Annotated in this window: 13 protein-coding genes; 5 read left to right on the forward strand and 8 right to left on the reverse strand. The window is 62.1% G+C overall.

The annotated features are described in order from the left end of the window. Positions 1-5: 5 nt before the first annotated feature. Positions 6-2,750, reverse strand: coding sequence for a type I DNA topoisomerase (topA, locus tag AB8A23_RS17455; protein WP_439058759.1), 2,745 nt, complete (start codon positions 2,748-2,750; stop codon positions 6-8). A gap of 232 nt (positions 2,751-2,982) precedes the next feature. Between topA and AB8A23_RS17460 the strand changes: the two genes are divergently transcribed. Next, positions 2,983-3,189: a hypothetical protein gene (locus tag AB8A23_RS17460; protein ID WP_439058757.1), complete on the forward strand. Its 207-nt coding sequence runs from the start codon at positions 2,983-2,985 to the stop codon at positions 3,187-3,189. On the opposite strand, the gene AB8A23_RS17465 is transcribed toward AB8A23_RS17460, so the two are convergent. After that, positions 3,178-3,627: a winged helix-turn-helix transcriptional regulator gene (locus AB8A23_RS17465; RefSeq protein WP_439058756.1), complete on the reverse strand. Its 450-nt coding sequence runs from the start codon at positions 3,625-3,627 to the stop codon at positions 3,178-3,180. The genes AB8A23_RS17460 and AB8A23_RS17465 overlap by 12 nt on opposite strands. Before the next feature lie 126 nt (positions 3,628-3,753). On the opposite strand from AB8A23_RS17465, the gene AB8A23_RS17470 reads away from it, so the two are divergent. Next, the gene (locus AB8A23_RS17470; protein ID WP_120292057.1) at positions 3,754-4,527 is read left to right on the forward strand and encodes a glucose 1-dehydrogenase; all 774 of its coding nucleotides are present in this window, start codon (positions 3,754-3,756) and stop codon (positions 4,525-4,527) included. 172 nt (positions 4,528-4,699) lie between these two features. Here the strand turns inward: AB8A23_RS17470 and AB8A23_RS17475 are convergent, their stop codons facing one another. Beyond that, positions 4,700-5,308 (reverse strand): FMN-dependent NADH-azoreductase, encoded by a 609-nt coding sequence (locus tag AB8A23_RS17475; protein ID WP_439058754.1) that lies wholly within the window; start codon positions 5,306-5,308, stop codon positions 4,700-4,702. Between the two features lie 97 nt (positions 5,309-5,405). Between AB8A23_RS17475 and AB8A23_RS17480 the strand changes: the two genes are divergently transcribed. After that, positions 5,406-5,786 carry a winged helix-turn-helix transcriptional regulator gene (locus AB8A23_RS17480; protein ID WP_439058752.1) on the forward strand — a complete coding sequence of 127 codons (381 nt, stop codon included), beginning with the start codon at positions 5,406-5,408 and terminating at the stop codon, positions 5,784-5,786. Between the two features lie 4 nt (positions 5,787-5,790). On the opposite strand, the gene dprA is transcribed toward AB8A23_RS17480, so the two are convergent. After that, a complete protein-coding gene (gene dprA, locus AB8A23_RS17485; RefSeq protein WP_439058750.1) occupies positions 5,791-6,909 on the reverse strand; it encodes a DNA-processing protein DprA in 1,119 nt (372 codons plus the stop codon). 108 nt (positions 6,910-7,017) lie between these two features. Between dprA and AB8A23_RS17490 the strand changes: the two genes are divergently transcribed. Together AB8A23_RS17490 and AB8A23_RS17495 are read left to right on the forward strand one after the other, a co-directional pair. Next, entirely contained in the window at positions 7,018-7,482 is a 465-nt protein-coding gene (locus AB8A23_RS17490) for a hypothetical protein (RefSeq protein ID WP_081421847.1), read from the forward strand. A gap of 146 nt (positions 7,483-7,628) precedes the next feature. Next, entirely contained in the window at positions 7,629-8,282 is a 654-nt protein-coding gene (locus tag AB8A23_RS17495) for a hypothetical protein (protein ID WP_439058749.1), read from the forward strand. Positions 8,283-8,327: 45 nt separating this feature from the next. On the opposite strand, the gene plsY is transcribed toward AB8A23_RS17495, so the two are convergent. From plsY to AB8A23_RS17515, 4 genes are all read right to left on the reverse strand, one after another. Then, positions 8,328-8,915 carry a glycerol-3-phosphate 1-O-acyltransferase PlsY gene (gene plsY, locus AB8A23_RS17500; protein WP_175368473.1) on the reverse strand — a complete coding sequence of 196 codons (588 nt, stop codon included), beginning with the start codon at positions 8,913-8,915 and terminating at the stop codon, positions 8,328-8,330. A gap of 86 nt (positions 8,916-9,001) precedes the next feature. Further along, complete coding sequence (locus tag AB8A23_RS17505; protein ID WP_089263768.1) at positions 9,002-10,303, reverse strand: dihydroorotase; 1,302 nt, start codon at positions 10,301-10,303, stop codon at positions 9,002-9,004. Between the two features lie 5 nt (positions 10,304-10,308). After that, positions 10,309-11,262 (reverse strand): aspartate carbamoyltransferase catalytic subunit, encoded by a 954-nt coding sequence (locus tag AB8A23_RS17510; RefSeq protein WP_089263769.1) that lies wholly within the window; start codon positions 11,260-11,262, stop codon positions 10,309-10,311. A gap of 226 nt (positions 11,263-11,488) precedes the next feature. Then, entirely contained in the window at positions 11,489-12,628 is a 1,140-nt protein-coding gene (locus AB8A23_RS17515) for an MFS transporter (RefSeq protein ID WP_439060505.1), read from the reverse strand. Positions 12,629-12,725 lie beyond the last annotated feature (97 nt).

Below are 12,725 nucleotides of genomic sequence, written 5' to 3' on the forward strand. Positions count from 1 at the left end.
CCGTTCTAGCCAGCGCTCTTCTTCGCGACCGTTTTCGCGGCCTTCTTCTTGGCAGGCGATGTCTTCGCCTTCACCGGCGCGCGCGCCTTGCTGGCGGCAGCGCCCTCAGCCTTTGGCTTGGTTGCCGTTTTCTTCGCAACCGCCTTCTTGGCTGCCGGCTTCTTCTCCGCGGCATCGGCCTTCTTGGCGACAGCCTTCTTCGCCGGTGCTTTCTTGGCGCCGCGCTTCGGTTTGATGCCGCCCTTGGCCACGCGCTCGTCGATCAGCGCGATCGCCTCTTCGAGCGTGATCGTCTCCTGCGTCTTGTCGCTCGGGATCGTCGCATTGACGCCGCCCGCGGTGACATAGGCGCCATAACGCCCGCCCTTCACGGCAACGCCGCCGAGGGTCGGATGGTCGCCGAGCGGCTTGCCGGGATCGGCGCCGAAGCGGCGGCCTGATGGCCCCTTGGCGATCTTCTCGGCGATCAGCGTGACCGCGCGGTTGAGGCCGATATCGAACACCTCGTCGCCGGCCTCGAGGCTGGCATAGGTCTTCTCATGCTTCACGAATGGTCCGAAGCGGCCGAGGCCTGCGGTGATCGGCTCGCCGGTCTCCGGATGCTTGCCGATCTCGCGCGGCAGCGACAAGAGCTTGAGTGCCAGATCGAGTTCGACATCGCTGGGCGACGTGTTCTTCGGAATGCCGGCGCGCTTCGGCTTCTCGCCTTCTTCGTAATCCTTGGCGTCGCCAAGCTGGATATAGGGCCCGAAGCGTCCGGCCTTCACCGCCACTTCGAGACCTGACACCGGATCGGGGCCGAGCACGCGATCGGCGTTGGCGCCGCTATCGGCGGCGAGCGGACGCGTGTAGCGGCATTCCGGATAATTCGTGCAGCCGACGAAGGCGCCGAACTTGCCGGCCTTCAGATTGAGACGACCGGTGCCGCAGGTCGGGCACTGGCGCGGATCGCCGCCATCTTCGCGCGGGGCGTAGATGTGCGGGCCGAGCATCTCGTCGAGCGCATCAAGCACCTGCGCCACGCGCAGATCCTTGATCTCGTTCACGGCGCCGATGAAGTCGGTCCAGAAATCCTTGAGCACCTGCTGCCAGGAAATCTCGTTGTTGGAGATCCTATCGAGGTTCTCTTCCAGCGCCGCGGTGAAATCGTATTCCACATATTTGGCGAAGAAGTTTTCGAGGAAGGCGACGACGACGCGGCCCTTGTCCTCGCCATACAGGCGCTTCTTTTCGAGACGAACGTAACCGCGATCCTTCAACACCTGCAGGATCGATGCATAGGTCGAGGGACGGCCGATGCCGAGCTCTTCCATGCGCTTCACCAGCGAGGCTTCCGAGAAGCGCGGCGGCGGTTCGGTGAAATGCTGGGTAACCGCGAGGTTTTCTTTCTTCAGCGCTTCACCCTCGCTCATGGCGGGCAGGCGGCGTGAATCTTCATCCTCGGCGTCGTCGTCCTTGCCTTCCTGATAGACGGCAAGGAAACCATCGAACTTCACGACCTGACCGGTGGCGCGCAATTCGAGCAGGCGCGATCCTGCCTTGGCAGCGATATCGACGGTGGTGCGCTCCATCTCGGCGGATTCCATCTGGCTGGCGATGGTGCGCATCCAGATCAATTCGTAAAGCCGCGACTGATCGCTATCGAGACGGCCGCGCAGGCTCGCCGGGCGACGCGACATATCGGTCGGACGGATCGCTTCGTGCGCTTCCTGCGCGTTCTTGGCCTTGCTCGTATATTGCCGCGCGGCGTCCGGCACATACTGCTTGCCGTAGTCTTCGCCGATGACGGAGCGAGCCTGCGTGATGGCGGAGGGGTCGATCTGCACGCCGTCGGTTCGCATATAGGTGATGAGACCGGTGGTCTCGCCGCCGATGTCGATGCCTTCATACAGACGCTGCGCGATGCGCATGGTGTGCGCCGGCGCGAAGCCGAGCTTGCGGCTGGCTTCCTGCTGCAGCGTGGAGGTCGTGAACGGCGCCTGCGGATTGCGGCGTGCGGGCTTGGCATCGACGGTGGAGACCGTGAAGTTGGCGGCTTCGATGGCCTTCTTGAAGTCTTCGGCTTCCGCACCGGTGCCGATATCAAGACGCTGGATCTTCTTGCCGTCAGCGCCGACCAAGCGGGCTTCGAAACTCTCGCCGCGCGGCGTCGCCAGCGTGGTCACCAGCGACCAGTATTCGCGCGGGATGAACTTCTCGATTTCCTGCTCGCGGTCGCAGACCAGGCGCAGCGCGACCGATTGCACGCGGCCCGCGGAGCGGGCGCCGGGCAGCTTGCGCCACAGCACAGGAGAAAGCGTAAAGCCCACCAGATAATCGAGTGCACGGCGCGCCATATAGGCGTCGACCAGTGCGCCATCGATCTCGCGCGGGTTCTTCATCGCGTCGGTGACGGCCTGCTTGGTGATCGCGTTGAACACCACGCGCTCGATCTTCTGGTCTTTCAGCGCGCGCTTCTGCTTGAGGACTTCGAGCACGTGCCAGGAGATGGCCTCACCTTCGCGATCAGGGTCGGTCGCGAGAATGAGCTTGTCGGCGCCTTTGACCGCCTTGGCGATGTCGTTCAGTCGGCTCGCGGCCTTGGGGTCGATCTCCCAGATCATCTGGAAATTGGCGTCGGGATCGACCGATCCGTTCTTGGCGGGAAGGTCGCGGACATGGCCGAACGACGCCAGGACCTCATAGTCCTTGCCCAGATACTTGTTGATCGTCTTGGCCTTTGAAGGCGACTCGACAATGACGAGATTCATGTGATTCCAATAACTTACAGGGGGAATCCGGCTTGGGTCTGCGAGAGTCGCGCCAGCCGTTTCGCGGCGAACATGGGTGCGAAGGGGTCCCGTGTCAAATCGTGAGTTGTTGATGGCCGCGTCTGTTGGTTCCCAGTCAATTACCAGGGGTTGTAAAATGCAACCATTAGGAGTATGATTTGATGCTTCTTTGGTGCTGATTTCGCCCGGACTGCGCGGGTAGGGAATGCCTATGACACCGCCCATTCCGGACGATCAGCCGCAGGGCGATGGCGGGCCCGAGGAGGCGGCTCTTTATATAAAGAGTGCGGTCCGCGATCTGTCGCGGATGGCGCGCCGCCATCGCCACGACATGCTCGCTTACTTGCTCGATATGGCGCATCTCGAAACCGAGGAGATCCTGCGGCTGCAAGGACTGCGCAAGCCCTCAGGCAGTTGAGGGCACAATCGTGGTGTCGCCATAGCTGAGCAGCCTGCCGTCGGCCGCATGCAGTTCCAGCTTTTTGATCTGCTTGCCACTCTTGCGATCGACCATGATGGTCGTCGGTTCGCCGGGGTTGAACGCATAATCCTCGCCCCACTGGCGCAGCGCCACCATGATTGGATGAACCGCCTGGCCTTTCGGGGTCAGCACATAGTCCTGATAGGCGCTGCCGTCGGCTGCCGGCTCCAGTTTCAGGATGCCGTCCTCCACGAGGGCTTTCAGCCTGACGGCGAGAATGTTCTTCGCCAGTCCGAGACTCTTCTGGAATTCGCCGAAGCGCCGCGCGCCCAGCATGGCGTCGCGGATGATCATCATCGTCCAGCAGTCGCCGATCACCTCCATGGAGCGGGCGACCGGGCAGGTGGAGTCCTTGAGACTGGTGCGTTTGGCCATGCGACTTTCCAGCGGCGGGAAAAAGAAATGCAGTGATTAGCGGACATGTGGTTGCATTATGAAACCATCCGCCCTAAATGTCCATGTGGTTTTAAAAAGCAACCACTTGATCATCAGGAGATCACCATGCGTTTGGCGAACAAGACGGCGCTCATCACGGGCGGCAATAGCGGTATTGGACTGACCACGGCGAAGCTCTTCGTCGCTGAGGGCGCCAAGGTGGCCATCACTGGTCGCGACAAGGCGAGGCTCGACGCGGCGGTGGCCGAACTCGGCCCGAATGCGATCGGCATCGTGGCTGATGCGACTGACATTGCTGCCACCGAGAATGCCGTGGCCAAAGCTGTCGAGAAATTCGGCAAGCTCGACATCGTATTCGCCAATGCAGGCATCAGCGCGCATACGCCAGTGGGTGGCACCGCGCTCGATGTGTTCGAGTCCGTCTTGAAGACCAACATCACCGCCGTGTTCTTCACCGTGCAGGCGGCAGCCGCGCATCTCAACGATGGCGCGTCCATCATTCTCAACGGTTCGGTGATCTCCGTGCTCGGAAATCCCGGCTATGCTGCCTATGCCGCGAGCAAGGCCGGCGTGCGCGCGATGGCCCGCGTGATGGCGTCCGAACTGTCGCCGCGCAACATCCGCGTAAACGTGGTCTCGCCGGGCGCGACCGCGACGCCGATCTGGGACCGTGTTGCGCCGACGCCGGAAGCTTTCAACGCATTCGAGAAACGCCTGTCGCAGACCATTCCGCTCGGGCGTTTCGGCAAGCCGGAAGAAGTTGCGAAGACCGTGCTGTTTCTCGCGTCGGATGATGCATCGAACATCCAGGGCGCCGAGATTTTCGTCGATGGCGGCGTGACATCGGCCCCGGCAGGTGCACCGGCCTATCGTAGCTGAATGATCGCAACGCGCATCGTCATCCCGGGGCAGGCCGAACGCGCAGCGGATGGCATGAACCCGGGATCTCGATATGTGAATCTCATTTCGAGGTTCTTCGCCACTCCAATTGGAGTGGCTGAGGTTCGCGCATTCAGCTGCGCTGAAAACGCGCCCCGGAACGACGCGTTAGTTAAGCCGCGCGGAGATCTGTCGCTGCCTGCAAGGCACCGGCAACGGCTTTCTCGCGTAGCTCCGGTCCCATCATGATGCCGTCGGCGGCGATGAATTCGAGATTGGTGACGCCGATGAAGCCGAACACCCAGCGCAGATAGGTTTCGAGATGTTCGCCGGCAGCCGTCGGCATGTCCGCGCCGTAGAAGCCGCCGCGTGAAACGGCAACGATGACGCGCTTGCTGCCCGCGAGGCCTTCGGCACCCTTGTCGCCGTATTTGAATGTCTTGCCGGCGACGAGGATGCGATCAATCCACGCCTTGAGCTGGCTCGGAATGGTGAAGTTGTACATTGGTGCGCCGATCACCACGATATCGGCAGCAAGAAACTCCTCCAGCACGGCACTACCGGCGGCGAGATCGGGCTGAAGCGCCGCATCGGGCGCTGCGCCCTGCGCGACAGCGAGATGGGAGCCGGACAGATGCGCCAGCGGCGTGGCGGTGAGATCGCGATAGGTGGTCTCAAGGCCAGGATTGGCCTTGGCCAGCCGGTCGGTAATGGCGGCGGAAACCTGCCGGCTGACGGAATGGGGGCCGAGAACGCTGGAATCGATATGGAGCAGTTTCATGTGGTCACCTCATGGTATAGGTTTGTAACTGACGCTACATGAGTGACTGGCCGAAACTGCACAAGAAGGCACAATTTTGAAACCCGAGCACAAAAAGGTGCCTGCTTTGCCGGCGATTCCGCATCAGGAGAGCGATTGTCGCGGCGTTGCCTCGGTGCTGGCGCGGGTCGGCGACAAGTGGAGCGTCCTGGTGATCATGCTGCTCGGCGAGGGTCCACGGCGTTTCAACGAGTTGAAACGGATGGTCGGCGGCATCTCGCAGCGGATGCTGACCCTGACCTTGCGCGGGCTTGAACGCGACGGTCTGGTGACGCGTACCGTGTTTCCGACCGTGCCCCCGCGTGTGGACTATGAACTCACGGATCTCGGCCGAGGCCTGAGCGATCCGGTCATAAAGCTCGGCGCATGGGCGCAGCAACATCTGCCCGATATCGACACCGCACGAAAAAACTTCGACGGGCGCAATTCGCAGGACTGAGTCCTCAGATCATCGACACCAACCCTCCGCCATGACGCTCCAGCCGTCCGGCAAGCTCGAGCTCCAGCAGCACGATGCGTACGGTGGCAGCCGATGTACCGGCAAGGCGAATAAGATCGTCGATGCCGACCGGGCTTGGACCGAGCAATGCGATCACGCGTGCGCGGTCGCTGCTGTCTGGTTCATCGAATGACGTGACGTCATCAGGTTCACGGCTCGGCAATTCGATCGGCCGCTCCATGATCGGCGCGACCGCATTGATGACGTCGGAGGCTTCGGTCACCAGCGCTGCGCCTTGCTTGATGAGGTCGTTGGTGCCGGCGGCGCGGGGATCGAGCGGCGAGCCCGGCACGGCAAACACTTCGCGGCCCTGTTCGGCGGCCATCCGCGCGGTGATCAGCGAGCCCGAGCGATGCGCCGCTTCGATCACGACGACGCCGAGCGCTGCACCCGAGATCAGGCGATTGCGACGCGGGAAATCGCGAGCACGTGGGACATGGCCGGGCGGCATCTCGGAAATCGCGCCGCCGTTGTCCACCAGGGCGAACAGCAGGTCCTCGTGTTCGGGCGGATAGATCTTGTCATGACCGCCAGCCAGCACAGCCACGGTGCCGCCATTCAGGCTGGCGCGATGCGCGGCCTGATCGATGCCGCGTGCGAGGCCCGACACGATCACGAAACCGGCATCGCCGAGGTCGCGCGCCAGTCTCTCCGCGAATTTCAGTCCCGCGCCGGACGCATTGCGCGAGCCGACGATGGCGATCATCGGCCGCATCAGCGCGTCCACTTTGCCGCGGATGCCGAGCAGCGGCGGTGCATCGTCGATCCCCGCCAATCGCGGCGGGTAGCCGGGCTCACCGGGCGCGACAAGCGCGACATCCATCTTGCGTCCGAGGTCGAGTTCCCGCTGTGCGTCGTCGGCGCTGCAGATCCGGCCGGCGCGGGCAGCGCCGCCGCGGCGCGCCAGATCGGGCAGCCGCTCCAGCGCGGCGCGTGCGCTGCCGAAATGGTTGATCAGCGATCGAAAAGTACGCGGCCCCACATTGTCGCTGCGGATCAGCCGCAACCAGTCGAGCCGCTGGGCGTCCGTGAGCTGTGTGCTGCCCTGTGAGATGCTGTCCAAGCCATGCTCCCCCGGTGGGGAGTGTCTATCAACTTAAGGATGCATTCAATTGACATTCGCACTTAAGGTGCGAGAGTAGGGGTGAGCCCTGATGGCTTGTGTTCAGTGATGGCAATGCTTTGGGACGTGAACAACTTCCAGCGGATCGGCGCATCGAGCAACGCCGCCGTTGGGCGTGAGTTCGAGGAAGCGGCGCAGATCTTCTTTCATTCCGAGGGCGTGCAGCTTGCGCGCAATTTCGTCGTACCCGTCGGCCACCGGCTACAGAAGAACAAGCGCTTCGATCTCGGCAGCGCCAGCCCGCGCATCCTGGTGGAGTGCAAGTCCTACACCTGGACAGTGTCCGGCAATCGGCCGAGCGCCAAGATCCGCGGCATGAACGAAGCCATGCTGCTGTTCGGTGCGGCGCCGCGCGACTATCGGAAGATTCTGTTCGTGCTCAAACATCTTCACCCGCATTCGAAGGTGAGTCTGATCTCGCACTATATCAAGAACAACGGTCACCTGATCAGCCGCGGCGTCGAGATCTGGGAGTTCGATCTCGACGCGAAGCAGGGCGCGCGAGTGTTTTGACGGGGGCTTATTTAGGTAGGAAGGTGGTCGGCGCTATTTTTATATGATTGATTTCATCATTCGTAGTTTAGGGCGCGAGCGCCATTAACTTTGCTGTGTCGCAGCGCTTTCGCATTGATCATGTCTTCAAACTTTAGGGATGGATCGTGCGCAACTTCGGAATTGTGGATGATAAGCTCGCAGAGGCCGATTTCTTCTGCGATTTAGTTGCAGAAGGTGGAGCGGATTTTTTCAAGGTTCGCTATTATTTTAGCGCGTTCGTTGCCGCTGCCCGGAGTGTTACGTTTGCACTACAAGCTTCCATCAAGCACGCAGATGGTTTTGATACGTGGTACGACAAGTGGCAACAACAGCTGAGAGCGAATGAACTCGCTCGTTTTTTTCACGCTTGTCGTACAGATACGCAACACATTGGGATTAATCCCGTGATGGGCGGCTCCGGCTCCAAGAATTTTCAGGTTTGCTGGTTCGGGCAACCTGAACGCGGTCGCTATGAGTGGCTACCTGAGGAAGATGTGGCAGCCGCCTGCCGAACCTATATGCGAATTCTGTGCGAATTGATCCGCGATTGCTACCGGGAGTTCGGCCTTTTAATCGATCCAGATCAGATCTACTCGGCAGATGGGCTTCTGACCAAAGGCTGGACGCTTGAGGACGTTGAAGAGCAGCTTGGTTATCCGCGTGGGTACACGGATATTGAGTGGGATGGACCCGATAAAACTCAGCAACGACTCAAGCTTTTAAGGCGTCAGATCCCAATGAGTGCTGTAGGCTCGTTACTTGCTAAGTATCTCGATTGAGCAATTCGCAGGAACCGCTTCTTCTCAATCTTCCGCTGCTTTGAGCTACTTCGCGCCGATCTTGCCTTCGGTGCCGTTCAGCAATCGCTTGATGTTCTCGCGGTGCATGAACCACAGCAGCAGCGTCAGCGCCGTGGCCAGCACGGCGAGTTGCGGTGCCTTGGCCCACCACAGGAAGATCGGCGTGATGGCGCTGGCGGTCAGGGCCGAGAATGACGAGTAGCGCGAGGTGAAAGCGCAGGCGAGCCAGGCGAGGCAGAACACGATGGCGGCCGGCCAGTACAGGCCGAACATGATGCCGATATAGACGGCGACGCCCTTGCCGCCCTTGAAGCCGAGCCAGACCGGGAAAAGGTGCCCAAGGAAAGCGAAGAGACCGGCGATCATGGCCGGGACAGGACCGCCGACACTGCCGGCGATGATCACGGCGACGGTGCCCTTGAGGGCGTCGAGCAGCAGCGTCGCCGCTGCGAGGCCCTTGCGGCCGGTGCGCAGCACGTTGGTGGCGCCGATATTGCCCGAGCCGATGGTGCGGATGTCCTGCGTGCCGGCGAGCTTGGTCAGCACCAGTCCGAACGGGACGGAACCGAGGAAATAACCGAGCGCGGCGGCGAATATGTAGAGAACGATCATTGGACCTCTATTCTAAGACGCGCTTCGCACTTTCGTGCTCCCAGACGCGCTCCGCGCTTTCGGTGTCCTAAGACACGCATATGGCGTTAGACGTGCTCGTAAACGGTGCGTCCGCCGACAATAGTGCGTGCGACGCGCCCCGTGAAGCGGGCTTCGTCGAATGGTGTATTCTTGCATTGCGATTTCAGGTCCGCGGGATCCAGCACCCACGGTACATCGGCGTCAATGACAATGATGTCGGCGACAGCGCCGGGGCGCAGCGTGCCGCCCGGCAGGCCGAGCAGTTCGGCCGGGCGTGTCGACATCGCACGGATCAACTGGGTGAAGGTGAGCTCGCCATTGTGGATCAGCCGCAATCCCGCCGACAGCATTGTTTCGAGGCCGATGGCGCCCGGCGCGGCTTCTGCAAATGGCAGGCGCTTGGTTTCGACGTCCTGCGGATTGTGGTCGGACATGATGACGTCGATCAATCCTGACGCGACGGCCTCGACCAGCGCGCGGCGGTTCTCTTCGGTGCGGAGCGGCGGCGACAATTTGAGATATGAGCGATAGGGCCCGATATCGTTTTCGTTCAGCGTCAGGTGATTGATCGACGCCGAGGCACTGACGCGCAAGCCGGCGTCGCGGGCGCGCTTCAGGATCTCGATGGATTCGATGCAGGTCAGTGAGGCCGCATGGTAGCGCCCGCCGGTGAGGGCGACGAGACGCATGTCGCGCTCCAGCATGATGGCTTCGGCCGCATTGGGAATTCCCATCAGGCCGAGCCGTGACGCGCGCTCGCCTTCATTCATCACGCCTTCGCCGACGAGGTCGGGATCCTCGGTGTAATGCACGATCAGCGCGTCGAAATCGCGCGCATAGGTCAGAGCACGGCGCATGATCTGCGCGTTGGTGATGCTCTTGTCGGCGTCTGTGAAAGCGACCGCGCCGGCCGCTTTCAGCAGCCCGATCTCGGTCATCTCATGGCCTTCGAGGCCCTTGGTCAGGGCGGCCATCGGATGGATGTTGACGATGGCGGTGTCGCGGGCGCGCCGCAGCACGAAGTCGACGGTGGCAGAATTGTCGATGGTCGGCGAGGTGTCCGGCTGGCAGATGATGGTGGTGATGCCGCCGGCTGCGGCTGCACGGCTGGCGGAGGCGAAAGTCTCGCGGTGGCTGGCGCCGGGTTCGCCGACGAAAGCGCGCATGTCGACGAGGCCGGGGGCCACGACCTTGCCGACGCAATTGATGATGTCGGTGCCTTCAGGCACACCGGCTGCGCCGATGCCACGGCGGGCATCGCGGATAACGCCGTCGGCGATCAGGACGTCACCGACGCCGTCGAGATCGCTGGATGGATCGATCAGGTGCGCATTGGCGAGGAGGATAGGGCGGCGATCTGTCAGCATGGGCATCACGCGTTCGGCAGGTTGCGCGCGAGCGCTTCGAGCACGGCCATGCGGACCGCTACGCCCATCTCGACCTGTTCGCGGATCAGCGACTGCGCGCCGTCCGCGACGAGGGAGTCGATCTCGACACCGCGGTTCATCGGGCCGGGATGCATCACCAGCGCGTCAGGCTTGGCATAAGCGAGCTTCTTCTGGTCAAGGCCGAAATACTGGAAATATTCGGCAGAGGAGGGCACGAAGGAGCCGTTCATGCGCTCGCGCTGCAGCCGCAGCATCATGACGATGTCGGCGCCGTTGAGGCCTTCGCGCATGTCGCGCGCGACCTCGACGCCCATGCGCTCGATGCCCGGTGGCAGCAGCGTGGAGGGCGCGACCACACGGACGCGTGCGCCCATGGTGTTGAGCAAGAGAATGTTGGAACGCGCGACCCGCGAATGGAGCACGTCGCCGCAGATCGCGATCACGAGACCTTCGAGGCGGCCCTTGTTGCGACGGATGGTCAATGCGTCGAGCAGGGCTTGCGTCGGATGTTCATGGGCGCCGTCGCCGGCATTGATGACGGAGCCGTCGACCTTGCGGGCCAGTAGTTCGACCGCGCCGGAGGCATGATGGCGCATCACGAGAATGTCCGGATGCATCGCGTTCAGCGTCATCGCGGTGTCGATCAGCGTCTCGCCCTTTTTGATCGAGGACGATGACACCGACATGTTCATGACGTCGGCGCCGAGCCGCTTGCCGGCCAGTTCGAACGACGACTGGGTGCGTGTCGAATTCTCGAAAAACAGATTGATCTGGGTGCGACCGCGCAGGCTGGAGCGCTTCTTGTCGACCTGGCGGTTCAGCTCGACATATTCCTCGGACAGGTCGAGGAGGCCGGTGATATCCGCGGCGGAAAGGCCCTCGATGCCCAGCAAATGCCGGTGTCCGAGGACGAAAGAGGATTTCGTGGCTTGGGTCATTAAAACGAAAGCTATAGGCAGAGTTGAAAAGCGGAGCAAGCGCGATTCGCCCGCTTTTCGGTTATCCCCCGGTCAGTCCGACCACATTCTTGCCGTCATGCCCGACGAATGCCGGGTATCCTCTCCACGGCGTACCGTTTTGGGACCACCTTCAGTGAGGGGCGACGCCGAGGCCGACAAGCCGCGTCCAAAGAGCTGACAGCGGCTGGGCAGTCTCGGCATCGTTCTATTCCGTTGCGAAGTACACGACCGCCACGACGGGGAACGCAAAACCGACCCATGAGGCGAGTGTCCATCCTCCCTGCGCGTAGGCCCATCCGCCTGCCGCCGAGCCAACCGCCCCGCCGACAAAAAACGTCGCCATGTAGAGCCCGTTGAGACGGCTGCGGAATTCCGCACTAAGTGAGAAGATCGCGCGCTGCCCGAGAGTCAGATTAGCCGAGACGCCGAAATCGAGGAGGATCGCTGCTGCGACGAGAAGACCGAGGGCCAGCGTCGAACCTTCAGGCGCGATGTGCGTCATCAGGAAAGCACCGGCCACCGCAAGCATGGCGACAGCGGTCGCAGGGCGACTCCATCCGCGATCGGCAATCCGGCCCGCGATCGGGGCGGCGACAGCACCGGCAACACCCGCCAGCGCGAAAAGCGCGATCTCGCCTTGCGACAGGTGGAATTCCGGCCCCGCGAGCAACAGCGGCGTCGTGGTCCAGAACAGACTGAACGCACCGAACAGGCAGGCGTGATAGAGCGCACGCCTTTGCAGGATCGGCGTCGTCACCGCCAGATGCCCCATCGAGGCCAGCAGTTCTCCGTAACGAAGTTTCGACGTCGGCATACGCCGTGGCAGCGCGCGGCTGAGAACCAATGCGAGGACAATCATCGCACCCGCCGACAGGAAGAACACGGCGTGCCATGACGACAATTCAGCGATGAAACTGGACACCGGGCGGGCCAGCATGATGCCAAGCATCAACCCGCTCATGACGTTGCCGACAACGCGGCCCCGGCTCGCTTCAGGAGCCATATGAGCTGCATAGGGAACGAGAACCTGCACCGCGACCGACCCGAGGCCGATGAAGAGGGCTGCGATCAGGAATGGAAGTGCGTGAGGTGACAGTGCCGCGCCCAGCAGCCCTAGGGTGGCGACGCCAAGCATAATGAGGGTGAGATGACGGTTCTCGATGAGATCGCCGAGCGGCACGATCAGCAGCAGACCCGCCCCGTATCCGATCTGCGTCAAGGTGACGATAAGTCCCGTCGCCTGCGGCGAGAGGCCGAGGGCGGCACTGATCGGCCCGGCCAGTGGCTGGGCATAATAAACATTGGCCGCGATAAGCCCGCAGGCGGCGGCGAGGAGGAAAGTCATTCCAGTGGAAACAATCCGCCTGTCGGGCAGGTGGTCGGTGATGGTGGTCACGGTCGTCCTCACAATAGGAAACATTCGTTTTCTAATTTGGCAAAAA

Source organism: Tardiphaga sp. 619_E2_N8_4, from assembly GCF_051810905.1.
GTDB lineage: Bacteria > Pseudomonadota > Alphaproteobacteria > Rhizobiales > Xanthobacteraceae > Tardiphaga > Tardiphaga robiniae.

What these genes read in the sequence shown, in the direction of transcription:
- plsY (WP_175368473.1), bottom strand. Translation starts at nt 8,915, where the DNA reads ATGATCGTTCTCTACATATTCGCCGCCGCGCTCGGTTATTTCCTCGGT.
- AB8A23_RS17510 (WP_089263769.1), bottom strand. Translation starts at nt 11,262, where the DNA reads ATGACCCAAGCCACGAAATCCTCTTTCGTCCTCGGACACCGGCATTTG.
- topA (WP_439058759.1), bottom strand. Translation starts at nt 2,750, where the DNA reads ATGAATCTCGTCATTGTCGAGTCGCCTTCAAAGGCCAAGACGATCAAC.
- AB8A23_RS17460 (WP_439058757.1), top strand. Translation starts at nt 2,983, where the DNA reads ATGACACCGCCCATTCCGGACGATCAGCCGCAGGGCGATGGCGGGCCC.
- AB8A23_RS17475 (WP_439058754.1), bottom strand. Translation starts at nt 5,308, where the DNA reads ATGAAACTGCTCCATATCGATTCCAGCGTTCTCGGCCCCCATTCCGTC.
- AB8A23_RS17515 (WP_439060505.1), bottom strand. Translation starts at nt 12,628, where the DNA reads ATGACTTTCCTCCTCGCCGCCGCCTGCGGGCTTATCGCGGCCAATGTT.
- AB8A23_RS17465 (WP_439058756.1), bottom strand. Translation starts at nt 3,627, where the DNA reads ATGGCCAAACGCACCAGTCTCAAGGACTCCACCTGCCCGGTCGCCCGC.
- AB8A23_RS17490 (WP_081421847.1), top strand. Translation starts at nt 7,018, where the DNA reads ATGGCAATGCTTTGGGACGTGAACAACTTCCAGCGGATCGGCGCATCG.
- AB8A23_RS17470 (WP_120292057.1), top strand. Translation starts at nt 3,754, where the DNA reads ATGCGTTTGGCGAACAAGACGGCGCTCATCACGGGCGGCAATAGCGGT.
- AB8A23_RS17505 (WP_089263768.1), bottom strand. Translation starts at nt 10,303, where the DNA reads ATGCTGACAGATCGCCGCCCTATCCTCCTCGCCAATGCGCACCTGATC.